Below are 21,890 nucleotides of genomic sequence, written 5' to 3'. Positions count from 1 at the left end.
ATTTCGGGGCAGCCAGTCGGCCATTACATCCTCAAGTGGCAAGACTGGCCGACGTGCTCGGCGTTGTCAGATAAGGCCCGATTGCGGAGGCGTATTCAGCCACAGCAGTATCAATCCGTTGCTTCAGCACGACGGTGGCGCGCTCGACTTCCACCATCGCCAATGGACCTGGAACAAAAAGTAAATGGCGAAGCGGTTGACTGTCAGCAAGGTCATCTTCTGGCTCACCTCTTGCGTCGGAGCGCGTTTGTGGAACGGGCTCCCTGGTAACCGCTACTAGCTCTGTCGCCAGTCGGGCTTCTCGCAACGCTGATTCTTGGGCTCGCTGATCAATCAGTGCTTGAGCCTGGGAGCTGCTGAAGTAACACTGTGTAATGAGCCATTGATAAATTCCTTTTAAATAAATATGAAGATGCCCAATGGGTAGTCAATCAGACGCCGACTTGAAACCAGCTTTACCATTAGCTGCTCGCCAGGCCTTGACTTCTTTTACTATCCCTTCCGGAGAATTATCAGCATCGGGTTTGGGGTAGTAGAACAAATCGGAGCCATCGGGGTGTTCGCCGAGGCCCTCAAAAGTCATTACCGCTTGGGTGTGCTGATACTCAGTTTTGTAGTCCATAACACAGATTTTTCTAACGAACTCTAAAAACTCTGCTTCGGTGATGTCTTGAATCGTCTCAGCGTTCATTGTCACGTCCCTCATTACGTAAATCTGTGTGGATTGCGTCGTGGTTAGCTGGGGTGTTGAGCCTTAAATTATCAACGCCGTACACATCTCCTCCCTGTGAGATTGGAACAACGTGATGTATTTCGAGTTTTACTGTAGATCGCCAGTCAATTAGACGCCGACTTGAAACCAGCTTTACCATTAGCTGCTCGCCAGGCCTTGACTTCTTTTACTATTCCTTCCGGAGAATCATCAGCATCGGGTTTGGGGTAGTAAATCAAATCGGAGCCGTCGGGATGTTCACTCAAACGTTGAAACTCTCCGATCGCTTGACCATGTTGGTATTGAGTTCTGTAATCACCACTGCATACTTTTTTAACCAATTTCAGAAATTCGTCTTCAGTCATATCTTCAATCGTGTGATTTTTCATGGACGTTCCTCATTCTTACGAATATCTTGATGAATCCTATCGTGTTGCGCTGGGGTGTTGATTCCTAAATTATCGATCCCGTAGACATCTCCGCCTTTTGAAATCAAGGAAATGTGATGGATTTCATACCACCTTCGTCCGTTTTTTTGCTCCGCATTGGGGGCAATCGGGGCTTTACCCTGTTTGATTAATTTTATATTTCTTTCGCTCATGCCTTGGGTAATCTCTGCATGCTTTGACATCTCCCGCCAGATAGCACGCTTGAAATTTCGAAACTGAGCGTACTCGTTACCTCTGAGGGCATCCGCAACCACTGCGGGTATTGGCGATCCGAGCCCGCCCGAGGCCTTGGTCTCCCATTGGGGATCGATATCGCCACCGAAACCGCTCACAACCCCTGGCAAATACCTGGGGCTGTTGAACATGACATACACAGGCGGCAGGCCCGAGTCCGCCGGAAAGACGAGTATGTAGTCCTCAAAATCCTCTATGTCGTAAGTCGGGAAACGTCCAAGCTCCTCCGAAACGGGCGAGATAGCGGCCCCGGAATATTCAGGGTCCCTGGAATCATCGGCCGGCAAAACGGTGGAACTGCTCTCTGGGCTAACCGCGGCTGTCCAGATCAGAGCCGGGCGGTCTGCCCCGTCCTGTTTAAATTCATACGCTTTGGTGCTCGGGTTATAGACGAACGTTCGCACACGGACTTTGGAGCTGACCATCAAACCGTCGGCTTCCCGAAATGCATTGGGCAAAAAAAAACCCGCCTTACCGGCGGGTTTCCGTTTTCAAGCTTCAGTCCAGTGAACTGAGCTGAGTTGCATTTATTCTCATAATCTCCGGCATCGCATTCGAACGTAACGGAGCCGTGCAGAAAATCGTCAACCCAACATCAATGCATTTCCGTAAACGCCAGCTTCAAACCCAACGCAACCAGAACGCCGCCCATGGCCCGATCAAACCAGTGGCCCATTCGGGCGAACCCGGCACGCACTCGCGGTTGGCTGAACAGGCGTGCCACCATGCAGAACCATGCGCCGGTCGCGAATGCGAGGTAAACGCCATAACCGGCCTGGACCAGCATCGGCGTGTGCGGGTTGATCACAACGGTGAACAGCGAAAGGAAGAACAGGGTCGCTTTCGGATTGAGCCCATTGGTGACGAACCCGGCTGTAAAGGCACCTCGGGCGGTGCGCTCGCCTTTGGCGATGTCGATCGGGGCATCCGACGCGCTCGCCGGCTTGGCGCGCAACGCCTTGAAGCCGATGTAAAGCAGGTATGCGGCGGCGGCCCATTTCAAGGCATTGAACAGCACGATGGACTGCGAAACGATCAGGCCAATCCCCAATAGCGAATAGCCCACGTGCAGGAATATCGCCGTGCCCACGCCCATGGCCGTGTAAGTGCCGGCCTTGCGCCCGTGGGTCACGCTTTCGCGCACAACGACCGCGAAATCCGGGCCGGGGCTGGCGACCGCCAGCAGGTGAATCAGCGCAACGGTTAGAAATTCCGTCCAGTACATCGAAGGTTCTCCAGGCGTATTGGCGAGCGGCAGGCTCTGGTAGGCTCGTTACATTACGCCTCCCACTCACCGAGCAAAAGGTACAGCTGATGCCCAGTCAATGCCGAGCAGTTTTCCTGGATCACACCTCTCTGGATCTGGGGGACCTCGACCTCTCGCCGTGGCGTGAGACGTTCAGCGATCTGGTGCTGCACGCCAGCACCACACCGGATCAAGTCGCTGAGCGTCTGAAGGACGCCGAAGTGGCAATCTCCAACAAGATCGTGATCGATGCCGCCACGTTTGCCGCCTGCCCGAGCCTCAAGCTGGTGCTGATCACCGCAACCGGGGTCAACAACATTGACCTCGACGCTGCGCGCAAACACGGAGTGGTCGTCAGCAACTGCCAGGGCTACGGCACGCCTTCTGTTGCTCAGCACACGCTAATGCTGCTGCTGGCCATGGCCACTCGCCTGCCCGACTACCAACAGGCCATTCATCAGGGCCAGTGGCAGAAGTCGAAGCAGTTCTGCCTGCTGGATTTTCCTATCGTAGAGCTGGAAGGCAAAACTCTCGGCCTGCTGGGGCATGGCGAACTGGGCGGCGCCGTCGCGAAGCTGGCCGAAGCCTTCGGCATGCGCGTGCTGTCGGGCCAGATCCCTGGCCGCCCCGCACGACCCGATCGCGTACCCCTGAATGAGCTGCTGCCGCAGGTCGATGCCCTGACCCTGCACTGCCCGCTCAACGATCACACGCGCGACATGATTGGCGCCGATGAATTGAGCCTGCTGAAACCAAAAGCATTCGTCATCAACACTGCGCGTGGCGGCTTGATCAACGAACAAGCCCTGGCCGACGCCCTGCGCAACGGCCATCTCGCCGGTGCGGCCACCGATGTACTGACCGTCGAGCCACCGGTCAACGGCAACCCGCTGCTGTCAGGGGATATTCCGCGCTTGATTATCACGCCGCACAGCGCATGGGGCAGCCAGGAAGCCCGACAGCGCATTGTCGGCCAGATCAACGAAAACGCCTTGGCATTTCAGGCAGGAAAACCCATTCGGGTCGTGAGCTGACAGCCATTCGATCGCCGGCTGGAGTGCGGCTTTGCAAGGCGCGCACGGCCCGGCAGGCCTGTTAGACTTCGCCCTTTTTTTCGAGGAGCCGATGATGGACCCGCGCAGTGAAGTGTTACTCCGGCAGGCCGATTTGTTTCAAGGCTCTTTGCTGCTGACCGGCCTCCCGGCCGATGATCTGCTAGGCACACTGCCGAACGCACGCGGCTGGAGCTGGCATGCCGGCGACTTCGCCACACTCAATACACGCTTTGCCGAGCGTGTGCATTTTGGCACCGAAGCACCGGCCGAGCCCTTCGAGGCCGCCGTGCTTTTTTTGCCAAAGGCCCGCGACCTCGCCGACTACCTTATTAACGCGCTGGCTTCGCGCCTGGCGGGCCGAGAACTGTTTCTGGTGGGCGAAAAGCGCGGCGGCATCGAAGCCGCCGCCCGCCAGCTCAGCCCCTTGGGCCGTACCCGCAAGCTGGACAGCGCTCGTCACTGCCAGCTCTGGCAAGTCACCGTTGAAAATCCTCCACAGGAGGTTGAGCTCGACAGCCTGGCCAAACGCTTCGACGTCGAAATCGAAGGCGGCGCACTGAAAGTAGTGAGCCTGCCCGGCGTTTTCAGCCATGGTCGCCTGGACAGAGGCTCGGCATTGCTGCTGGAGAACATCGACAGACTCCCCGCCGGCCACGTGCTCGATTTCGGCTGCGGCGCAGGCTTACTCGGTGCGGCAGTGAAACGTCGATACCCCGAAACGCGCGTGACGATGCTTGATGTCGATGCGTTCGCCACCGCCAGCAGCCGCCTCACCCTTGCAGCCAATGGCCTGGAGGCCGAGGTGCTGACCGGTAACGGCATTGATGCGGCCCCCGAGGATCTGGACTCGATCCTGACCAATCCTCCCTTCCATACCGGCGTGCATACCGACTACGCCGCGACCGAAAATCTGCTGAAAAAAGCGCGAGAACATCTGCGAAAAGGTGGCGAACTTCGACTGGTGGCGAATAGTTTCCTGCGCTATCAGCCGATCATCGAGGCGCACCTGGGGCCCTGCGCGGTGATGGCCGAGGGTCAGGGCTTTAGGATTTACCGCGCTAAACGTGCGTGATAATTAGCGCTTGCCGAAAGGCAAACGTCTAGGCAGAATCCGCTCCGTCCTAGGGGAGTAGTCTCCCACGAGCGCCACGCTCGTCCGGCACGCATCAACATACTTGGTCCTCAGACCATGGTGCGTGCGACCCCAGATCCGCTCAGACGGATCGGTGGTTTGACAAGACCTATGACACGAACATCCTGACCCGGGGCGGGGAGGTTGTACGTGTCATAGCCGTGTCGACCCGCCCCTTAGGAAAACCCTGATGCTGGAATCCCTGTTGGTCCCCACCGCTGTCGTCGCACTGGCTGAAATCGGTGACAAGACCCAACTCCTCGCGCTCGTGCTGGCTGCTCGATTTCGCAAGCCATGGCCAATCATTGCCGGTATCGTTGCAGCCACGCTGGCCAACCATGCCGCAGCCGGCGCCGTCGGTGCGTGGTTCAGCACCTATCTGTCCGACGCCATCCTGCACTGGATTCTCGCCGCCAGCTTTACCGCCACTGCGTTGTGGACGCTGGTGCCAGACAAGCTTGACGACGACGAAGCCAATACCGCACGCAAGTTCGGCCCCTTCCTGACCACGCTCATCGCGTTCTTCATCGCAGAGATCGGCGACAAGACACAAATCGCCACGGTCATGCTGGCTGCGCAATATTCCTACCTGTGGCTGGTGATTATCGGGACGACATTGGGCATGTTGCTGGCTAACGTACCGGTGGTGCTGGCAGGTAATTTCGCGGCCGAGAAGCTGCCCCTGACCTTGATTCGCCGCCTGGCCGCAGGCGCGTTTTTCATTCTGGCGATCGTTGCCGTCTACAAGGCGATGCAGGTCAGCGGCTGGGTATAGGCCGCAGACGGCAACCCATTGTAGGAGTGAGCTTGCTCGCGATGCTCTTGAAGCGTTCCGCAGATACGCGACGACAGTTGATGATCGCGAGCTAGCTCACTCCTACAGAGTTTCATGCACCAGCCCGCTCCGAAAAACAACGCGCAAGCTCACACCTATCGGGATCAGGCGATGATCAGCCCTTTGGTGCCTGTTGGTACAACGGCATCACTTTCGGGATCGCGGCTTGCAAAGAGGCAATCCGGTTGGATGAAGCCGGGTGGGTGCTCATGAATTCTGGCTGCGACGCGCCGCCTTGTGCTTCCATCTTCTGCCACAGGGTGATCGCGGCGTTCGGGTTGTACCCTGCCCGCGCCGCGAGCTCCAGCCCGAGCAGGTCAGCTTCGTTTTCGTTGGCGCGGCTGTTTGGCAGCGTCAGGCTGTAATCAACCACGGTGTCGGCCAGCGCCAGGCTGTCCTGGCCCAGCCCCAGTAACGCACCGGCGCCCTGCTTCGCCATTTGCACGCCGTACGCCTTGGACATGGCTTCACGCCCGTGTTCGCGCAAGGCATGGGCGATCTCGTGACCCATGACCGCAGCCAACTCGTCGTCGCTGAGCTTGAGCGTGTCGATCAGCCCGCTGTACACGATGATCTTGCCGCCCGGACCGCAGTTGGCGTTCAACTCATCGCTTTTGATGAGGTTGACGTCCCACTGCCACTGCGCAGCGTCGGGTCGCAGTTTCGGCGCCTGGGCGATAAGCCGTTTGGCCACGGCCTGGACACGTTTGGCCTCAGCACTGCTGTTGTCGAGCACGCCTTTGGAGGACGCTTCGCTGACGGTCTGCTGATACGACTGGGCGTACATCTGATTGACCTGATCGGTCGAGAGCATGCTGAACATGTATTGCTTGCGCTCGACACCCACCGAGTCACCGGTGGTGGTGTTGACCGCCTGGCAGCCTGCGATCAGCAAAGCTGCTGTCACGCCACAAAGAGCAAAAATCCTGCGCATTTCGTATCTCCATTGAAACAATCGCGCCATCCTAGGCAATACGCAGGCTGAGCACCAGATGCCAGCCGTCTGGGAGGCGAAATGGGGCGAACAAACTCCGCGATCGTTCGTGCCGCCCTCAGGCTTCGCTGGCAGATCACGGTAGGAGACCCCTCCTCGTCCAGACACCGCGCTGTCGCGCAGCAAACATGGTCCCTATGGGAGTGACCGGGGTGGCGCTCCACCTTGTTCGCGAAGAAATACCCCACCTGAACATTCGGGCTGTCCTGCAGCGAATATCGGCGTGTTTAACGCGAGCAAAAGGGAGCTACAAAGGCGTCAGGCATTCCGGCGCATTGAGCTTGGGATCGTTCACCAGATTGGCCAGTGGTCGTTCGCGCAGTTGAAGCTGCGGCGCGGCGAGCATTGCCTGCAACGTGATCAACGGGCAGTCCGGGTCGAGCCAGGCGCGTTGCCCTTCTTCATCGAGGATGAGCGGGCGGCGCTGGCTCATGGCCGATTGGGTGATCACAGCAGTGCTCAAGTACGTGTGGCCCTCGACGGGGTACGCTTCCCAGATCGCGGCGAAATACAGGGTGGACCCCTCGGCTGGCGTCAACCAGAACGGTCGTTTACGCACGGTCCCGCGCCACTCATAAAAGCCGTTGGCCGGAAGCAGGCAGCGTCGTTCACGAAAAGCCTGGCGGAACATCGGTTGTTCGGCCACGGTTTCGGCCCGCGCGTGGGCCGGTGTGCGGGACATGTCGGTCAACCATGGCGGGGTCAGCCCCCAGCGTGCTCGCGCCACCTCACGACCGGGCTCCTCACCAACGCCTGATCCGCCCTCCTCGCTCTGACCCGCCGCCGCCCTGACCATCAAGACCGAAGCGGCTGGAGAAATATTCCACTGCGCATGCTGGTCACTCGGGAATCCGGGCAAAGCGGCAAAGGCAGGTGACCAACGAAACAGGGCATAGCGTCCACACATGGGTTGAGCACAACTCTTGATCAAAACGGATGCAGCGCCACCAAAGGAGATTCAGCACAGCAGTACATCGGGGTAACTGTCAGGCTCGTCGCCGGGCAGCGGAAAAGCGGCATTGTACTCGGTGATCAACTGACGCGCCTGCTCGGCTCGGTCGTCGTCGACCGTGAGACCCAGCAAACCGAACGCAGGCAGATCCCCGACGGCGCCGAGCAAATGGCGCCCGGTGATGTGAGATTCGATACCTTCGCTGGCAAGCATTGCCTGCAGCAGCTCGCCCTCCATCAGGTGCTCGGGCTCATAAACCTTTCGCATCACTCGTTCTCGCTGCGCACGTCGAGCGTCCAGTCTTCCCCATCGGTTTGCAGGCTGAAATTGATCGGCCTGCAACAGACAGGGCAATCTTCAATGTAGGCCTGATCGCCACCCGACAAGTCCAGCACGGCTTCCACCGGTTCGCCGCAATAAGGGCATTCATAATCCTGTATTTCCTGCATCACAGTCTCCGGGCCCAGTTTTGCGTATAATCGCCGACTTGTTTGCGGGTCGAGCTTTATCCCTGACATCCGGGCATCGGCATTGTCTGCACCTTGAGCGAAGCCGTCTTGCTGCGCGGCCGCCTTCCAGGGATCAGGCCTCTGGGCCTTCGTCCAGGCCAATGCGAGCGGACTCGACCCTCCTTTACCTTAGCTGTTTCCGACAAGAGAGCATGATGGGCGAATTCGATGCCATCCGACCGTACGACGACACCGAAGTAAAAGCCGTGCTTGACCGGCTGCTGGGTGACAAGGCGTTCCTTGCGATCCTCACGCATTTCCGATTTCCGCGACTGGCCGGCACCCTCGGCTGGATCCTGCAACCCGCCATCGCGCGCAAGCTGCGCCGCCAGTTCGCGGGTATCGATACCGTCGCCGCCTTGCAGGACAAGGTTGAGCATTACGTCGATCACACCATTGAACGCGCCACTGACGGTGTGACCTACACCGGCGTCGAGCAGTTCAAGTCCGGGGTGGCCTACCTGTTCCTGGCCAACCACCGCGACATCGTGATGGACCCGGCTTTCGTCAACTATGCGGTCTACCACGCGGGCTTGCCGACGCCGCGCATCGCCATTGGCGACAACCTTTTGCAAAAGCCCTTCGTCAGCGACCTGATGCGCCTGAACAAAAGCTTCATCGTGCATCGCTCCATTACCGGGCGCCGCGAGAAAATGGCCGCTTATCAGTTGCTGTCGGCCTACATCAACCACTCGATCCGTACAGACTGTCAGTCGATCTGGATCGCCCAGGCTGAAGGCCGCGCCAAAGACGGCGACGACCGCACCGAATCGGCCATCCTCAAGATGTTTCACATGAGCCGTAAAGACGAGCCGTTCGGCGAAGTCATCCGCTCCCTGAACCTGACGCCTGTTTCGATCAGCTACGAATACGACCCTTGCGATCACGCCAAGGCCCGGGAGCTTTACATCCGCGCGACGACGGGCGGCTACACCAAGGTGCCCGGCGAGGACGATGTCAGCATTGCCCTGGGCATCACCGGTTACAAGGGCCGCGTGCACGTCAACTTCGCGCCACCGATCACCGAGCTGTTCGAAGACACCAAGCAGCTGGCGATTGAAATGGATCGGCAGATCCTGGGCGGTTACCGGTTGTTCCCGGTGCATTACCTGGCCTACGCGCAGTGGGCCGATGCCGAACCGGCGCTGAAGGTGCCGAAGGCTGCCGACGTATTCCCGGCCGATGAGCTGGAGCGTGCGGAAGACGAATGGCAGCGCCGCCTCAATGGTTGCCCTGCCGAGCATCGCCCGTTTCTGATTCAGCAGTACGCGATGCCGGTGCGCAATCAGTATCGGGTCAAGGCCGGGTTGCCACTTTAGGCATCGGCTCAAGCATCAACGGCGCCCACGGGGCGCCGTTTTTCATTGGCGGCTGCAATGAGCCAGGACGAGCGTGCAAACGGATCTGCTCCCCTGCGCCTGTTTAGAGCTTTGTGCTCATCCATGACAACAGCAGCGCGAAGGCCAGGCATGCCGTCCCGAACCGGTAACTCATGCGGATCATGCGCAGCGTCGGCACGTCCATCAGGTGCATGGGCTCATCGATGGGGGCCTGCTCGGTGAGGTGGTGCAGATGAGCCAACTCCCGCTGCTCGCGCGAGCGGGTGGTGTGCAATAGCCAGATGCCGGGGCCTGCCGCGAGCAAGGCGCAGAGGTTGATGGCGATGCCGGGGGAGTGATGGATGAGCGACATGATGCCTCGATGGCGCCGGCTCAATGCGCGCCGCAGACTCTGTGTGGATCTGCCGATCACACTAAGCGCTGTCACCTTAACGTCACCTGAACCGGGCACTGTACGGGACCTCAAACCGACCCACTGCCACGGAGAGCGTCATGCTTCACGCCCACAACCAGGACCGCCTTTACCTCATTGCCCCCAGTGACGAACAGGAAGCATTGATCGACGCGCTCGCCTTCAACGTCCAGGACAGGCACTGGCTGGTGTACTGCGCCCTTGGCGGCCATGCGCACAATGATCTGCCGGATGTGGATCTTCAGACCGGGTACAGTTTTCTGGATTTTTACCAGGCTGCCTGAAAGCGTCGAGCAACGGCTCCGCCTGATCCTGCAAATTGCCTGCAAAAAAAAGCCCCGACTTCTCACGAAGCCGGGGCTTTTTATCACCTTGGGCGTAGCGCTTATTGGCCGAGGGTACGGCCGATCGTCTGATCCTGGAACAGGCGAGTCAGTGCGTCGCTCAGCACATCGCTGATCAGCTTGGTGTTGGTCTCTTCGTTCGGCGCCATGCCGAAGCGCTGATCCAACGAGGCTGCGTAGCGGCCGCTGTAGTTACGCCCGGCGTTCTGGACATCAGCGCGGAACGTCGAGCTGATGTTGGCCTCGGTGACGTACAGGCCTTCCTTGGGTGATTGGTACTTCAGGTCTGCCAACGTGACGGTCAATTGCGGACCGCTGCCGTTCTGCACCGGCGTGAACCCCAGCAACCGCACGCCCGCTTCAGCCTGGGCCTGCAACTGTGGCAGCAACTGCTGGCCGTTCACCGTGATCGAACTGGTTTCCGGGTAAAGGCCGCCGCGCGTGCCGAGCGTCTGCGACTGACGGCCGTCAACCACCCGCACCACCACTTGCTGACCGTGACCGACCGGCGCCAGTTGAGCGTTCAGCTTGGGCTCCGGCGTGAGGGATTGCGGGCTGTGGGCACAGCCCGCCAGGGTCAGACTGCCAGCGGCAAGCAAACCGAACAGAACGCGACGCAACATGCTCATTTCTCCATGGGCCAAGGCACAAAAATGTGCCGCAGTATAGCGACCTCCCGAGGCCGCTCACTAGGGTAAAGATACGACAAAGTGCCATCGCAACGGTTCCGGTACGACCCCGCAGCGGCAATCAACACAATTGCGCAATCGCAACGTCACAGCGATGTCATGCCCGCGCGCGATACTTTTTTCAACTCTCCAGCAAGGAGTCCTGCCATGGACTTTCTTTGGTCGTTGTTTTCAGTGCGCCGCCGCTATCGTCACTATGCCCTCGTGGACCAGCATGGAATTTGCGTGTCGTTCAAGCACTGCGCTCAGCAGCCCTGCGGCCAGGGTTGGGTCGAGGTCCACGATGCCAACTTGTGCTGGCTGAACCGTCCCCTTCCCTCCAGCGCCCGAGTGACTTCCCGGTCACGTGCGATTACCGCCCGGCAATTGCTCAGTATCTGACCGGAAGGCAAATAAAAGTCATTTTTGCTGGATCATTTCTGCCCGTTTCATCGCTATAATCTTCCCCCGATTATAAGGACGTCTCCTGATCGGGCCTCGCAGCATCGTTGACAGCACCTGTCGACTCCTCCGCATTGCCCACAGAGAGCCTTCCACACAGACATGTGCAGCCCGATGCGGGCGCAGCACTGATGCCGGACAGTCAATCGGTTTGAACGTCCCGCGCCAGTCCTTGCCTCACATCGCGTATGAACCTGATCTGCCAGAGCTGCCACCGCGCAGCCCTTTTTGAGGTTCGCGTCTCCAAAAGAGCGTGAAAAAAACGGGTTTTCACAACTTCACAAGAGTGTGGCAAGCAAATGAATAGTTACGCGTTTGTAAATGCACCGTTAGCGTCTGACCCAGCCCCCTTGCAAAGGACCGACCGCAACGCAGTCTCCGTCACAGGAGCCTGAAGCCTGTCCAGCCGGACGGGTTGCACAACCGGATGCCTTGACGATAGTCGAATGGCTGTTCGGGCCGAAAAATGCGTTCATGCTGATCGTGTAAGCATCAACCAGGCTCGTTCGGTGGCGTCCGCTGAAGATGCAAAATTGCGAAGAATCGGACATGGCGATCCCGGCCAGGTTGTACGAGGCACCGCGCCAAGCCGCGCCGCCCGCAACTGGCGACTGACCACGGGAATGCATGCCGTCAATTTGGTGCTGCAGATTTTGGAGACGCGTTAATGGCGCATAACGAAGCAGTCGACGTAGTGTTGGTCGGGGCAGGCATCATGAGTGCCACCCTCGCCGTACTGCTCAAAGAGCTCGACCCCAGCCTCAAGCTTGAGGTGGTGGAGCTCATGGATTCCGGTGCTGCAGAAAGCTCCAACCCCTGGAACAACGCAGGCACCGGCCACGCCGGGCTGTGCGAGCTGAACTACACGCCGGAAACGGCCGATGGCTCGATCGACACCAAAAAAGCGATTCACATCAACACCCAGTTCGAGGTGTCCAAACAGTTCTGGGCCTACCTCGCTCGTAAAGGCACGTTCGGTTCTTCGCGCTCCTTCATCACCCCGGTTCCGCACCTGAGCTTCGTTCAGGGTGAAAAAGGCATGGCGTATCTGAAAAAGCGTTACGAAGCGCTGCGTACCCATCACGCCTTCTCTTCCATGGAGTACACCGAAGACAAAGCCAGGCTGGCCGAATGGATGCCACTGATGATGCCCGGCCGTCCGGCCGACGAGCCCATCGCCGCGACCCGGGTCATGCATGGCACGGACGTCAACTTCGGCAATCTGACCAACCTGCTGCTCAAGCACCTGGCCAGCGCGCCCGATGCACAGGTCAAGTACTGCAAACGCGTCACTGACCTCACTCGCAAGGGCGATGGCTGGACCGTCACCATCAAAGACGTGAACAGCGGTAGCACCCGCGATATCGACGCCAAATTCGTGTTCCTCGGCGCCGGCGGCGCAGCGCTGCCATTGCTGCAGATGTCCGGCATCGAAGAAGGCAAGGGTTTCGGCGGCTTCCCGGTGAGCGGCCAGTGGCTGCGTTGCGACAACCCTGAAGTGGTCAAGCATCACCAGGCCAAGGTTTACAGCCAGGCCGCCGTGGGTTCCCCGCCCATGTCAGTACCGCACCTGGACACCCGAGTTGTCGACGGCAAGACATCCCTGCTGTTCGGGCCCTATGCCGGGTTCACGACCAAGTTCCTCAAGCACGGCTCGCTCATGGACTTGCCGCTGTCGATCCGCGCGGCGAATATCGCTCCGATGCTCGCAGTAGCCCGTGACAACATGGACCTGACCAAATACCTGATCAGCGAAGTGCGGCAGTCCATGGAGCAGCGACTGGATGCACTGCGGCGTTTTTACCCAGAGGCCAAAGCTGAAGACTGGCGGCTGGAAATCGCAGGGCAACGGGTGCAGATCATCAAGAAGGACCCTAAAAAAGGTGGCGTCCTGCAATTCGGTACCGAACTGGTGTCGGCCAAAGACGGCTCGCTCGCGGCGCTGCTCGGCGCCTCGCCAGGCGCTTCGGTGACGGTTTCGATCATGCTGGATCTGCTTGAACGCTGCTTCCCGGATAAAGCGCGTACCGAGTGGGCCGCCAAGCTGAACGAGATCTTCCCGGCCCGCGAAAAAGCGCTGGAAACCGACGCGCAGCTTTACCAGCGTGTCAGTGCCCAGAGCGACCAAAGCCTTGACCTGGTGCAGAACAGCGAAACGGCAAGTTTCGCTTGATACCTCACCGCCCTTAGGTCCCGCGCAACAAAAAACCCCACCTGAAAAGGTGGGGTTTTTAGTTTGCGCCCGGTGCCGGCACGGCGTCAGGCAATCTGGCCCAGCGTCATTGCTCAGCCTTTCGCCTTTTCAATCAGTTCGATGTAATCCTCGGCGTTACGCTGATCCTTGATCAGGGTCACGAAGTCATTGCCGTGCTCGTCCTTGCCGTCGAGGTCGTAGCCGGCTTCCTTGAAGAACGTAAGGAATCGCGCGAAGTCGTCAACGCGCAGGCCGCGATAGGCTTTGATCAGCTTGTGCAGCGATGGAGAGGTAGCGTCGACCGGCTCGAAGTCCAGAAACTGCTTGATCTGGGCGTCGCCGATTTCATCGCCAATCACCTGCTTCTTATCTTTACGCATTGCTGACTCCAACTGACTTGCGGGACATTTCGTGGCGGGCAGTTTACCCCCCGCTCGTGCGCGGGCTCAACGCGCGCGTACGCTACCGGTGTGCAGGTCGGCCCAGACATGGCCGTTGGCGTAGCTGAGAAACTGGCAGTAAACCTTCTCGTTGCGCAGCAAATCCATGACCGCACGGTACTGGGTCGCGGGGTAGTACAACGTCAGCGTGCGAGAAGACTCATCGTAGGTGGGTTTCTTCAGGCTTTTGCTTTCACCGTCGAAATGGATCAACACTTCGGCAATGGTCGCACCCTTGTTCATGGGCTTGCCTTTCAGGCGCACAATCAGTGGAGAAGTGACGGGGATGGGTTGCTGGTTCGACTGTCGCTGGCTGCCCACTACCACCGAATACTCGATGATCTGCAGCAATTGCTGCTGCTCTGGCTCGCCTTCGCGCACCGACAGCTCATCCGGCGGGAGGTATTGCGCGTGCATGGGTTCGGCAAGCGCGGGAAGTGGCAACGTCATCAGCAATATCAACGCAGCGGTGCTTCGAAACGATAAGGGCATGGGCGCCTCCCGAAAAAAGTGGGAGGCACTCTAGCATGTGCCGTACGCCGCTCATCTGCAGGTTGTGCCGAGCGATATCGGCAACCTCTGAAACTCGAATGGACGCCCCATTCTGTAGGAGCGCGCTTGCCCGCGAAGGCGGTAGATCAGGCAGCATCGACGATAACCGGACGAATGCTTTCGCGGGCAAGCGCGATCCCACAGTCAATCTCGGTAAGTGCCCAAAATTTCAGGTAGACCTCACGACATGAGACAGCCTGGAGTTTCTTTACATGCCTTTCACGGCATAAATGCCGGCGGCGTTGCGCCAGTAGCCTTTGTAATCCATGCCGTAACCGAAGATGTAGCGATCGATGCAAGGAAGGCCGACAAAATCGGCCTTCAGGTCCGGCCGCGCTTTGCGGTCGTGATCCTTGTCGATCAGTACGGCAGTGTGGACTGCGCGAGCACCCGCGTGTTTGCAGAAGTCGATGATCGCGCCGAGGGTATGACCCTCATCAAGGATGTCGTCAATGATCAGCACGTCACGGTCGATGAAAGACACTTCAGGTTTGGCTTTCCAGAACAGGTCGCCGCCGCTGGTTTCATTGCGATAGCGGGTAGCGTGCAGGTAGGACGCTTCCAGCGGAAAATTCAGATGGGTGAGCAGTTTGCCGGCGAAGATCAGCCCGCCATTCATTACGCAAAATACCACCGGGTTACGGTCGGCCAGCACGCCATTGATTTGCTCGCCAACGCGGGCGATGGAGGCCTCGACTTCGGCCTCGTTGTAAAGGCAGTCGGCCTCGCGCATGACTTGACGGATATGCTCGAGATCAGCGGACATGACGCTCTCCAGGGGGTGCTGTTTGAGGAAAAGCGGGCAAAGGTACGCATCCGCCGACATCAGGGCAAGTGTTTCTGGACTAACGTTGCACTGCCGTACCACAAATGTGGAAGCCCGCCGCCAACCTTCAGGACAAGTTACAGCTGAATAGATTAATCTAAGCCGTTTTTTTTGCCCGCCCGCTGGAGCCTTTCCCCTATGCCCATTCGTGAGATCCGCCATCCGCTGATCCGCCACAAGCTCGGCCTGATGCGCCGTGCCGACATCAGCACCAAGAATTTTCGTGAACTGGCCCAGGAAGTCGGCGCGCTACTGACTTACGAAGCGACGAAAGACCTGCCGCTGGAAACCTACAACATCGAAGGGTGGGCCGGTACGGTTCAGGTCGAGAAGATCGCCGGCAAGAAAATCACCGTGGTGCCAATCCTGCGCGCGGGCATCGGCATGCTCGAAGGTGTGCTCAGCCTGATCCCGGGCGCCAAGGTCAGCGCCGTGGGCGTTGCGCGCAACGAAGAGACCCTCGAAGCGCATACCTACCTGGAAAAACTTGCCCTGGAGATCGACCAGCGTCTGGCGCTGATCATCGACCCGATGCTTGCCACAGGCTCGTCCATGGTCGCGACCATTGACCTGTTGAAAAAGGCAGGCTGCCGCGACATCCGCGCAATGGTCCTGGTGGCCGCACCGGAAGGCATCGCTGCGGTTGAAAAGGCTCATCCCGACGTCAACATCTACACGGCGTCCATCGACCAGTGCCTGAACGAACATGGCTACATCATTCCGGGCCTGGGCGATGCCGGTGACAAGATCTTCGGCACCAAGCAGAAGGACGCCTGATGAAGCCGGATGAGTTCAACGATCCACTCTGGCGGACCATATTGTCGGGGGCGCAGATGCTCTTCGTGGCATTTGGCGCGCTGGTACTGATGCCGCTGATTACCGGCCTTGACCCCAACGTTGCGCTGTTCACCGCAGGGCTCGGCACACTGTGCTTCCAGGTGGTGACGGGGCGTCAGGTGCCGGTATTCCTCGCCTCCAGCTTTGCCTTCATTACCCCGATCATCCTCGCCAAAGGGCAGTTCGGCCTGGCTGCGACCATGGGCGGCGTCATGGCGGCCGGGTTCGTCTACACCTTCCTCGGCCTGGCAGTGAAGATCAAAGGCACCGGTTTCATCGACCGCCTGCTGCCGCCCGTGGTGATCGGCCCGGTGATCATTTCCATCGGTTTGGCGATGGCTCCCATTGCTGCAAACATGGCCATGGGTCGCACCGGCGATGGCGCCGCCGAGCTGATTCCGTACAACACCGCCATCATCATTTCCATGGCCGCGCTGCTGACCACGTTGATCGTTGCGGTGTTCGGCAAAGGCATCTTCCGTCTGGTGCCTATTATCTCGGGCGTGCTGGTGGGTTTCGCGCTGTCCTTCTACTTCGGCGTGGTCGACGTGGCGAAGATTGCTGCGGCGCCGTGGCTCGCCTTGCCGCACTTCACGGCACCGGAGTTCAACTGGCAGGCCATCCTGTTCATTGTGCCAGTGGCGCTGGCGCCGGCCATTGAACACATCGGCGGCGTGATTGCGGTGGGCAGCGTGACAGGCCGTGATTATCTGAAGAAACCCGGCCTGCATCGCACGCTGCTGGGCGACGGCATCGCGACAACCGTGGCCGGCGCTTTCGGGGGGCCGCCCAACACGACCTACGCCGAGGTCACTGGCGCGGTCATGCTGACCAAAAACTACAACCCGAAAATCATGACCTGGGCTGCGATTTTCGCCATCACCCTGGCGTTTATCGGCAAGTTTGGGGCATTGCTGCAGAGCATTCCGGTGCCGGTCATGGGCGGGATTCTGTGCCTGTTGTTCGGTTCGATCGCGGCGGTAGGCATGAACACGCTGATTCGCCACAAGGTTGATCTGGCAGAGGCGCGCAACCTGGTGATCGTGTCGGTTACGCTGGTATTTGGTATTGGCGGTGTACTCATCGGCACCGGCAACGGCCCTGATGATTTCGGCATGAAGGGCATTGCGCTGTGCGCCGTGACCGCCATCGTGCTGAATCTCATCCTGCCGGGTAACGATGCATGGAAGAACAAGCACCTGGATGACCAGTTGCCTTAGCGTCATAGCGTTATAAAAAAAGGGGCTTCACTCACGTGACGCCCCTTTTTTCGCCTGCGGGTTATAGCGGCTGAGCGTTATGAACATTGTTGCGAGCGACGTGTATTCCGCGTGGACCTACGGCGAATGCTCAGCCCGGTTCGCCAGCAAGCCGGCTCCTACAGATCCGGGAGACGCCACGGGTCGTCCAACAACTCCGGGAAATGTCACGAATCGTCAAAAAAATCCGGGAAACGCCACGGGTATGCCGACACCTGCGGAAACGCTACGGGGCGTCCGGCACGTACGGGAAACGCAACGAATCGTCCGAAAAATCCGGGAAACGCCACGGGTATTCTGACACCTGCGGAAACGCTACGGGGCGTCCAACACGTACGGGAACCGCAACGAATCGTCCGAAAAATCCGGGAAACGCCACGGGTATGCCGACACCTGCGGAAACGCTACGGGGTGTCCAACACGTCCGGGAAACGCAACGAATCGTCCAACAATCCGGGAACGCAACGGGTATTCCGACACCTGCGGAAACGCTATGGGTGTCCAACACGTCCGGGAAATGCCATGGGTCTTCCGACACGTCCGGAAGACGCCACGGGGCGTCCAACACGCCCGGGAAATGCGACGGGTTGTAGGACATGCCTGTTCACACCAAGGATCGCCCAATGGGCTTGGGCAACACCTTGATTTGCCCGCCGCTGCCAAATCCGTAGGAGCCGGCTTGCTGGCGAATGCTGTCTTGACTTCACATTGATGAAGACTGGACGACCCCCCTTCGCGAGCAAGCTCACTCCCACAGTCCTCCACAACATCACCCATGTTCCTTTAGCACACGCGCTACCGCTGGAGTGAGCTCACTCCCACAGTATTCCGGTACTGCACCCATGATTCTTCAGCGTACACAGCCACCTGTGGGAGTGAGCTTGCTCACGAATGCGCCAGATCAGTTTCACTCTGGCGGCTGAGCAACGCTCACCGACACGCTCTTGCTCGGTGTGACTAAAGCACCACCGCCGGTGCCTTTTCGCACAAGGTATTGAGCGCCCTGGCCCAGTTCGGGTCATCGTTCAGGCACGGGATCAATACGAGTTCCTCGCCCCCTGCTTCCTTGAATTGCTCTGCGCCGCGATCGCCAATTTCCTCCAGCGTCTCGATGCAGTCCGCGACAAAGGCAGGGCACATGACCAGCAGCTTCTTCACGCCTTGCGCGGCTAGCTCGGCCAAGTGCGGCTCGGTGTAGGGTTCGATCCACTTGGCCCGTCCAAGACGCGACTGAAACGACACCGACCACTTGCCATCGGGGATCCCCATCAGCTTGGCGAACTCAGCGGATGAGCGCATGCACTGCGCGCGGTAGCAGACGGCCAAGACTTCGGGCGACACAGTCTGGCAGCAGTTGCCGCTCTTAAAGCAGTGGTTGCCGGTGGGATCGAGCTTGGTGATATGACGCTCGGGGAGGCCGTGAAAGCTCAACAGCAAGTGGTCGTAATCCTGCTGCAAATGAGGACGCACGCTCTCCACAAGGGCGTCCAGGTATTCCTGCTGATTGAAAAACGGCTTCAGCAGCGAGAAGTCGAAACTCAGCTTCTTCTCACGGACTACGCGTTTGGCTTCCTCGATAACAGTGGTCACCGTGCTGTCAGCGAACTGCGGGTAAAGCGGTGCCAACGTCACCTTATTGATGCCTTGAGCGGCCAGACGGGTAAGCACCGTTTCAATTGAAGGCTCGCCGTAGCGCATCGCCAATTCGACCGGGCCGTGTTTCCACTCCTTGACCATCGCCTGCTGAAGCCGCTTGCTCAGCACCACCAGCGGCGAACCCTCGTCCCACCAGATCGATGCATAGGCATGTGCCGACTGCTCCGGGCGCTTGATTAGAATCAGCGAGACGATCAGGCGACGCACTGGCCACGGCACGTCAATAACATAAGGGTCCATCAGAAACTGATTGAGGTAACGGCGTACGTCGGCCACCGACGTAGACGCCGGTGAACCCAGGTTAACCAGCAGTAATGCGTGATCGGTCATGCAACACCTTGATGTCAGTGGCGGCCCAGAAGGTTTTCCAGTGCCGCGCGCAGATCAGTGAATCGGAAAGTGAAACCCGCTTCCTGCAAGCGGTCTGGCCGGGCGCGCTGACCACCCAGCAGCAGGATCGATAACTCGCCAAGCAACAAGCGGAGCGCCACGGCCGGCATCGGCATGAACGCCGGGCGGTGCAGCACTGACGCGAGGGTTTTGGCGAGATCGCGATTCCGGGTCGGTGCTGGCGCGCAGGCATTATAGGGACCTCTGGCGTCATCCCGTTTCATCAGAAAATCAATCAGGGCGATTTGATCTTCAATATGAATCCAGGGCATCCATTGACGTCCGTTGCCAATCGGTCCGCCCATGCCCATCTTGAAAGGCGGTAACAAACGTTGCAGCATCCCGCCTTCGTTGGCCAGCACCAGCCCGGTGCGCACGAGCACCACGCGGATGCCCAACGCTTCGGCCCGTTGAGCGGTTTCTTCCCAGGCAATGCACAGCCGGCTGGCGAAATCTTCGCTGACCGGTGGGGAGCTTTCGTCGAGCTCCCGCTCACCGCCGTCGCCGTACCAGCCCACTGCGGACCCGGAAACAAAAACGTCGGGCTTCTGTTCGCGACGCTCAAGCCACGTCACCAGTTGCTCGGTCAGCGTTATGCGGCTGTCCCACAACAGTACTTTGCGCTTGCGCGTCCACGGGCGGTCGGCAATCGGCGCGCCGGCCAGGTTTACCACGGCATCGACGTGCTGGCTGCCGACGTCGTCCGGGTGGGCGATGCCACGAACCTCGGCGCCACACAAACGCGGCACGTCGCCGGGCGTGCGACTGAGGACCGTCAGCTGATGGCCTTGAGCGAGCCAGTGCTTACACAAACGACGTCCTATCAAGCCTGTACCGCCGGTCAGCAAGATGTGCATGACTGAGTTCCTTACGTGGCGTTCATCGCAATTGCGGAGTCTATTTCTTCACAAGCCATGAGCTCGTGGTCGGAATCATCACTCAACTTTAGGTCACGTTTTGGTGATTCACTTTGCCGCTGTCCACTAGGACAGCATGAGCGTGCGGTTGAGCGATGAGAGCGAAGTATTAGATTGTCAGCGAGCCAATGGCCGCTTCAGCCCAGCGTGCGCTGGGCAACAACTTATACCGAAAAACGGCATTGTACAGCTTTTGCCTGAGGCGTAGTCTGTGCAGACAAGGTAACGAGGCCCCTATGACTGTCCCTATCGCAATCATCGGAACCGGCATCGCCGGACTCTCCGCCGCCCAGGCGCTCCAGGCTGCCGGGCACAGCGTTCACCTGTTCGACAAGAGCCGCGGAAGCGGTGGCCGGATGTCCAGCAAACGCAGCGATGCCGGCGCGCTGGACATGGGCGCACAATACTTCACCGCACGAGATCGCCGCTTCGCCTCTGCCGTGCAGCAGTGGCAGGCCGACGGCCACGTTGCAGAATGGAACCCCCAGCTCTACAACTTCCACGGCGGTAAACTCAGCCTCTCGCCCGATGAGCAGGTGCGCTGGGTGGGCACGCCGCGCATGAGCGCAATCACCAGGGCGATGCTCGGCGATTTGCCGGTGACTTTTTCCTGCCGTATTACCGAAGTTTTCCGTGGCGAACAGCACTGGAATTTGCTGGACGCCGACGGCTGCAGCCATGGCCCCTTCAGCCAGGTCGTCATCGCCATTCCCGCCCCCCAGGCCACCACACTGCTGGCTGACGCCCCGAAGCTGGCAAGCGTCGTCGCCGGCGTCAAAATGGAACCGACCTGGGCGGTTGCCCTCGCGTTCGACGCACCGCTGGATACGGCCCTTGAAGGCTGCTTCGTGCAAGACAGCCCCATCGACTGGCTGGCGCGCAATCGCAGCAAACCCGGACGCGACAGCACAATGGACACTTGGGTCCTGCATGCCACCAGCGCCTGGAGCCGCCAGCACCTGGACATGCCCAAGGAAGAGGTGATCGATCAACTGCACGGCGCATTCGCCGAACTGATCAACTGCGCCATCCCGGCCCCCGCATTTACCCTCGCCCACCGCTGGCTTTATGCGAGGCCGGCGGGTGGCCGCGAAGTGGGCGCGCTGTCCGACCCGGACCTCGGGCTCTACGTGTGCGGCGACTGGTGCTTGTCGGGCCGTGTCGAAGGCGCGTGGCTGAGCGGGCAGGAGGCGGCGCGGCGGTTGCTGGAGCACCTCGAATGAACCGTCTTAACCCGCGTAAATTGCTGCTGTCCAAGTGGACAGCAGCAGCCCCTCAAAACCGTGAAAAGCACTTCCTTGTGACCGAGCTGTTCTGTGACGAAGAAGGCACGGTGCTGGAAATCGAACTGCAAGCCGTCATGACCAAGCGCAGCCAAAAGCTCGCGTGGCAGGTTTTGCAAAACGATCAGAGCTGGCAGATGGGCTGGAGATAACACGGCCGAGAGAGGGAACGGCCAAGCAGAACGGGTAGTG

The 21,890-nt window shown here is 59.3% G+C and carries 27 protein-coding genes and 1 riboswitch; of the genes, 11 read left to right on the top strand and 16 right to left on the bottom strand.

The window, feature by feature from the left end; genetic code table 11:
* Positions 1-427: 427 nt before the first annotated feature.
* The 5 genes from LT42_RS22385 to LT42_RS22370 form a co-directional block, all read right to left on the bottom strand.
* The gene (locus LT42_RS22385; RefSeq protein ID WP_037018328.1) at positions 428-691 is read right to left on the bottom strand and encodes a bacteriocin immunity protein; all 264 of its coding nucleotides are present in this window, start codon (positions 689-691) and stop codon (positions 428-430) included.
* The gene (locus tag LT42_RS26355) at positions 681-872 is read right to left on the bottom strand and encodes an HNH endonuclease family protein (protein WP_152597726.1); all 192 of its coding nucleotides are present in this window, start codon (positions 870-872) and stop codon (positions 681-683) included. The genes LT42_RS22385 and LT42_RS26355 overlap by 11 nt, the downstream gene beginning before the upstream one ends.
* Positions 838-1,101, bottom strand: a complete 264-nt coding sequence (locus tag LT42_RS22380) for a bacteriocin immunity protein (protein WP_037018326.1) — start codon at positions 1,099-1,101, stop codon at positions 838-840. The genes LT42_RS26355 and LT42_RS22380 overlap by 35 nt, the downstream gene beginning before the upstream one ends.
* Positions 1,098-1,853 carry an S-type pyocin domain-containing protein gene (locus LT42_RS22375; protein WP_152597725.1) on the bottom strand — a complete coding sequence of 252 codons (756 nt, stop codon included), beginning with the start codon at positions 1,851-1,853 and terminating at the stop codon, positions 1,098-1,100. The genes LT42_RS22380 and LT42_RS22375 overlap by 4 nt, the downstream gene beginning before the upstream one ends.
* A gap of 137 nt (positions 1,854-1,990) precedes the next feature.
* Positions 1,991-2,620: a LysE family translocator gene (locus LT42_RS22370; protein WP_037018323.1), complete on the bottom strand. Its 630-nt coding sequence runs from the start codon at positions 2,618-2,620 to the stop codon at positions 1,991-1,993.
* An 89-nt stretch (positions 2,621-2,709) separates the two neighbouring features.
* On the opposite strand from LT42_RS22370, the gene LT42_RS22365 reads away from it, so the two are divergent.
* The 3 genes from LT42_RS22365 (at position 2,710) to LT42_RS22355 (ending at position 5,603) form a co-directional block, all read left to right on the top strand.
* Positions 2,710-3,675, top strand: coding sequence for a 2-hydroxyacid dehydrogenase (locus tag LT42_RS22365; protein ID WP_037018320.1), 966 nt, complete (start codon positions 2,710-2,712; stop codon positions 3,673-3,675).
* A gap of 94 nt (positions 3,676-3,769) precedes the next feature.
* Positions 3,770-4,768: a class I SAM-dependent methyltransferase gene (locus tag LT42_RS22360; protein ID WP_037018579.1), complete on the top strand. Its 999-nt coding sequence runs from the start codon at positions 3,770-3,772 to the stop codon at positions 4,766-4,768.
* 39 nt (positions 4,769-4,807) lie between these two features.
* A riboswitch (yybP-ykoY riboswitch) is annotated at positions 4,808-4,929 on the top strand.
* Between the two features lie 89 nt (positions 4,930-5,018).
* Positions 5,019-5,603 (top strand): TMEM165/GDT1 family protein, encoded by a 585-nt coding sequence (locus LT42_RS22355; RefSeq protein WP_037018318.1) that lies wholly within the window; start codon positions 5,019-5,021, stop codon positions 5,601-5,603.
* 175 nt (positions 5,604-5,778) lie between these two features.
* Here the strand turns inward: LT42_RS22355 and LT42_RS22350 are convergent, their stop codons facing one another.
* The 4 genes from LT42_RS22350 to LT42_RS22335 all read right to left on the bottom strand — a co-directional run bounded on the left by LT42_RS22350 (position 5,779) and on the right by LT42_RS22335 (position 8,058).
* Entirely contained in the window at positions 5,779-6,597 is an 819-nt protein-coding gene (locus LT42_RS22350; protein WP_037018316.1) for a M48 family metallopeptidase, read from the bottom strand.
* A gap of 307 nt (positions 6,598-6,904) precedes the next feature.
* On the bottom strand, positions 6,905-7,564 hold the full coding sequence (locus tag LT42_RS22345) for an SOS response-associated peptidase (protein WP_037018314.1): 660 nt from the start codon (positions 7,562-7,564) through the stop codon (positions 6,905-6,907).
* A gap of 51 nt (positions 7,565-7,615) precedes the next feature.
* On the bottom strand, positions 7,616-7,876 hold the full coding sequence (locus LT42_RS22340) for a putative signal transducing protein (RefSeq protein ID WP_037018311.1): 261 nt from the start codon (positions 7,874-7,876) through the stop codon (positions 7,616-7,618).
* Positions 7,876-8,058, bottom strand: a complete 183-nt coding sequence (locus LT42_RS22335; RefSeq protein ID WP_037018309.1) for a CPXCG motif-containing cysteine-rich protein — start codon at positions 8,056-8,058, stop codon at positions 7,876-7,878. The genes LT42_RS22340 and LT42_RS22335 overlap by 1 nt, the downstream gene beginning before the upstream one ends.
* A gap of 215 nt (positions 8,059-8,273) precedes the next feature.
* On the opposite strand from LT42_RS22335, the gene LT42_RS22330 reads away from it, so the two are divergent.
* Positions 8,274-9,437 carry a 1-acyl-sn-glycerol-3-phosphate acyltransferase gene (locus LT42_RS22330; protein WP_037018307.1) on the top strand — a complete coding sequence of 388 codons (1,164 nt, stop codon included), beginning with the start codon at positions 8,274-8,276 and terminating at the stop codon, positions 9,435-9,437.
* A gap of 103 nt (positions 9,438-9,540) precedes the next feature.
* Here LT42_RS22330 and LT42_RS22325 read toward each other — a convergent pair whose 3' ends face one another.
* Complete coding sequence (locus LT42_RS22325; protein ID WP_037018305.1) at positions 9,541-9,810, bottom strand: hypothetical protein; 270 nt, start codon at positions 9,808-9,810, stop codon at positions 9,541-9,543.
* Positions 9,811-9,950: 140 nt separating this feature from the next.
* On the opposite strand from LT42_RS22325, the gene LT42_RS22320 reads away from it, so the two are divergent.
* Positions 9,951-10,154 carry a hypothetical protein gene (locus LT42_RS22320; protein WP_037018303.1) on the top strand — a complete coding sequence of 68 codons (204 nt, stop codon included), beginning with the start codon at positions 9,951-9,953 and terminating at the stop codon, positions 10,152-10,154.
* A gap of 101 nt (positions 10,155-10,255) precedes the next feature.
* Here the strand turns inward: LT42_RS22320 and LT42_RS22315 are convergent, their stop codons facing one another.
* The gene (locus LT42_RS22315) at positions 10,256-10,837 is read right to left on the bottom strand and encodes a YajG family lipoprotein (RefSeq protein WP_037018301.1); all 582 of its coding nucleotides are present in this window, start codon (positions 10,835-10,837) and stop codon (positions 10,256-10,258) included.
* A gap of 213 nt (positions 10,838-11,050) precedes the next feature.
* Here LT42_RS22315 and LT42_RS22310 point away from each other — a divergent pair, with 213 nt between their 5' ends.
* Positions 11,051-11,284, top strand: a complete 234-nt coding sequence (locus tag LT42_RS22310) for a hypothetical protein (RefSeq protein WP_037018298.1) — start codon at positions 11,051-11,053, stop codon at positions 11,282-11,284.
* Between the two features lie 727 nt (positions 11,285-12,011).
* Positions 12,012-13,517, top strand: coding sequence for a malate dehydrogenase (quinone) (gene mqo, locus LT42_RS22300; protein WP_037018294.1), 1,506 nt, complete (start codon positions 12,012-12,014; stop codon positions 13,515-13,517).
* Between the two features lie 113 nt (positions 13,518-13,630).
* Here mqo and LT42_RS22295 read toward each other — a convergent pair whose 3' ends face one another.
* From LT42_RS22295 to LT42_RS22285, 3 genes are all read right to left on the bottom strand, one after another.
* On the bottom strand, positions 13,631-13,918 hold the full coding sequence (locus LT42_RS22295) for a PA4642 family protein (protein ID WP_037018291.1): 288 nt from the start codon (positions 13,916-13,918) through the stop codon (positions 13,631-13,633).
* Positions 13,919-13,984: 66 nt separating this feature from the next.
* Positions 13,985-14,470, bottom strand: coding sequence for a hypothetical protein (locus LT42_RS22290; protein WP_037018288.1), 486 nt, complete (start codon positions 14,468-14,470; stop codon positions 13,985-13,987).
* Positions 14,471-14,738: 268 nt separating this feature from the next.
* Complete coding sequence (locus tag LT42_RS22285) at positions 14,739-15,296, bottom strand: hypoxanthine-guanine phosphoribosyltransferase (protein ID WP_037018287.1); 558 nt, start codon at positions 15,294-15,296, stop codon at positions 14,739-14,741.
* Positions 15,297-15,494: 198 nt separating this feature from the next.
* On the opposite strand from LT42_RS22285, the gene upp reads away from it, so the two are divergent.
* Together upp and LT42_RS22275 are read left to right on the top strand one after the other, a co-directional pair.
* The gene (gene upp, locus LT42_RS22280; RefSeq protein ID WP_037018285.1) at positions 15,495-16,133 is read left to right on the top strand and encodes a uracil phosphoribosyltransferase; all 639 of its coding nucleotides are present in this window, start codon (positions 15,495-15,497) and stop codon (positions 16,131-16,133) included.
* Positions 16,133-17,413, top strand: a complete 1,281-nt coding sequence (locus tag LT42_RS22275; RefSeq protein ID WP_037018282.1) for a uracil-xanthine permease family protein — start codon at positions 16,133-16,135, stop codon at positions 17,411-17,413. Before upp ends, LT42_RS22275 begins: the two co-directional genes overlap by 1 nt.
* A gap of 996 nt (positions 17,414-18,409) precedes the next feature.
* Here LT42_RS22275 and hemH read toward each other — a convergent pair.
* Both hemH and LT42_RS22265 read right to left on the bottom strand, forming a co-directional pair.
* Positions 18,410-19,438: a ferrochelatase gene (gene hemH, locus LT42_RS22270; protein WP_037018279.1), complete on the bottom strand. Its 1,029-nt coding sequence runs from the start codon at positions 19,436-19,438 to the stop codon at positions 18,410-18,412.
* 14 nt (positions 19,439-19,452) lie between these two features.
* Entirely contained in the window at positions 19,453-20,355 is a 903-nt protein-coding gene (locus LT42_RS22265; protein WP_037018276.1) for a TIGR01777 family oxidoreductase, read from the bottom strand.
* A 296-nt stretch (positions 20,356-20,651) separates the two neighbouring features.
* On the opposite strand from LT42_RS22265, the gene LT42_RS22260 reads away from it, so the two are divergent.
* Both LT42_RS22260 and LT42_RS22255 read left to right on the top strand, forming a co-directional pair.
* Entirely contained in the window at positions 20,652-21,638 is a 987-nt protein-coding gene (locus tag LT42_RS22260) for an NAD(P)/FAD-dependent oxidoreductase (RefSeq protein ID WP_037018273.1), read from the top strand.
* Complete coding sequence (locus LT42_RS22255; RefSeq protein ID WP_037018271.1) at positions 21,635-21,850, top strand: TIGR02450 family Trp-rich protein; 216 nt, start codon at positions 21,635-21,637, stop codon at positions 21,848-21,850. Before LT42_RS22260 ends, LT42_RS22255 begins: the two co-directional genes overlap by 4 nt.
* The last annotated feature ends 40 nt before the right edge of the window (positions 21,851-21,890 follow it).

This window comes from Pseudomonas lutea, from assembly GCF_000759445.1.
GTDB lineage: Bacteria > Pseudomonadota > Gammaproteobacteria > Pseudomonadales > Pseudomonadaceae > Aquipseudomonas > Aquipseudomonas lutea.
This window is presented reverse-complemented; position numbering and strand designations above follow the sequence as displayed.

What these genes read in the sequence shown, in the direction of transcription:
- LT42_RS22365 (WP_037018320.1), top strand. Translation starts at nt 2,710, where the DNA reads ATGCCCAGTCAATGCCGAGCAGTTTTCCTGGATCACACCTCTCTGGAT.
- LT42_RS26355 (WP_152597726.1), bottom strand. Translation starts at nt 872, where the DNA reads ATGGTAAAGCTGGTTTCAAGTCGGCGTCTAATTGACTGGCGATCTACA.
- LT42_RS22330 (WP_037018307.1), top strand. Translation starts at nt 8,274, where the DNA reads ATGGGCGAATTCGATGCCATCCGACCGTACGACGACACCGAAGTAAAA.
- upp (WP_037018285.1), top strand. Translation starts at nt 15,495, where the DNA reads ATGCCCATTCGTGAGATCCGCCATCCGCTGATCCGCCACAAGCTCGGC.
- LT42_RS22380 (WP_037018326.1), bottom strand. Translation starts at nt 1,101, where the DNA reads ATGAAAAATCACACGATTGAAGATATGACTGAAGACGAATTTCTGAAA.
- LT42_RS22295 (WP_037018291.1), bottom strand. Translation starts at nt 13,918, where the DNA reads ATGCGTAAAGATAAGAAGCAGGTGATTGGCGATGAAATCGGCGACGCC.
- LT42_RS22255 (WP_037018271.1), top strand. Translation starts at nt 21,635, where the DNA reads ATGAACCGTCTTAACCCGCGTAAATTGCTGCTGTCCAAGTGGACAGCA.
- LT42_RS22310 (WP_037018298.1), top strand. Translation starts at nt 11,051, where the DNA reads ATGGACTTTCTTTGGTCGTTGTTTTCAGTGCGCCGCCGCTATCGTCAC.
- LT42_RS22325 (WP_037018305.1), bottom strand. Translation starts at nt 9,810, where the DNA reads ATGTCGCTCATCCATCACTCCCCCGGCATCGCCATCAACCTCTGCGCC.
- LT42_RS22385 (WP_037018328.1), bottom strand. Translation starts at nt 691, where the DNA reads ATGAACGCTGAGACGATTCAAGACATCACCGAAGCAGAGTTTTTAGAG.
- LT42_RS22355 (WP_037018318.1), top strand. Translation starts at nt 5,019, where the DNA reads ATGCTGGAATCCCTGTTGGTCCCCACCGCTGTCGTCGCACTGGCTGAA.
- LT42_RS22350 (WP_037018316.1), bottom strand. Translation starts at nt 6,597, where the DNA reads ATGCGCAGGATTTTTGCTCTTTGTGGCGTGACAGCAGCTTTGCTGATC.
- LT42_RS22275 (WP_037018282.1), top strand. Translation starts at nt 16,133, where the DNA reads ATGAAGCCGGATGAGTTCAACGATCCACTCTGGCGGACCATATTGTCG.
- LT42_RS22340 (WP_037018311.1), bottom strand. Translation starts at nt 7,876, where the DNA reads ATGCGAAAGGTTTATGAGCCCGAGCACCTGATGGAGGGCGAGCTGCTG.
- LT42_RS22335 (WP_037018309.1), bottom strand. Translation starts at nt 8,058, where the DNA reads ATGCAGGAAATACAGGATTATGAATGCCCTTATTGCGGCGAACCGGTG.
- LT42_RS22360 (WP_037018579.1), top strand. Translation starts at nt 3,770, where the DNA reads ATGGACCCGCGCAGTGAAGTGTTACTCCGGCAGGCCGATTTGTTTCAA.
- LT42_RS22315 (WP_037018301.1), bottom strand. Translation starts at nt 10,837, where the DNA reads ATGTTGCGTCGCGTTCTGTTCGGTTTGCTTGCCGCTGGCAGTCTGACC.
- LT42_RS22370 (WP_037018323.1), bottom strand. Translation starts at nt 2,620, where the DNA reads ATGTACTGGACGGAATTTCTAACCGTTGCGCTGATTCACCTGCTGGCG.
- LT42_RS22345 (WP_037018314.1), bottom strand. Translation starts at nt 7,564, where the DNA reads ATGTGTGGACGCTATGCCCTGTTTCGTTGGTCACCTGCCTTTGCCGCT.
- LT42_RS22320 (WP_037018303.1), top strand. Translation starts at nt 9,951, where the DNA reads ATGCTTCACGCCCACAACCAGGACCGCCTTTACCTCATTGCCCCCAGT.
- LT42_RS22285 (WP_037018287.1), bottom strand. Translation starts at nt 15,296, where the DNA reads ATGTCCGCTGATCTCGAGCATATCCGTCAAGTCATGCGCGAGGCCGAC.
- LT42_RS22290 (WP_037018288.1), bottom strand. Translation starts at nt 14,470, where the DNA reads ATGCCCTTATCGTTTCGAAGCACCGCTGCGTTGATATTGCTGATGACG.
- LT42_RS22265 (WP_037018276.1), bottom strand. Translation starts at nt 20,355, where the DNA reads ATGCACATCTTGCTGACCGGCGGTACAGGCTTGATAGGACGTCGTTTG.
- LT42_RS22260 (WP_037018273.1), top strand. Translation starts at nt 20,652, where the DNA reads ATGACTGTCCCTATCGCAATCATCGGAACCGGCATCGCCGGACTCTCC.
- hemH (WP_037018279.1), bottom strand. Translation starts at nt 19,438, where the DNA reads ATGACCGATCACGCATTACTGCTGGTTAACCTGGGTTCACCGGCGTCT.
- mqo (WP_037018294.1), top strand. Translation starts at nt 12,012, where the DNA reads ATGGCGCATAACGAAGCAGTCGACGTAGTGTTGGTCGGGGCAGGCATC.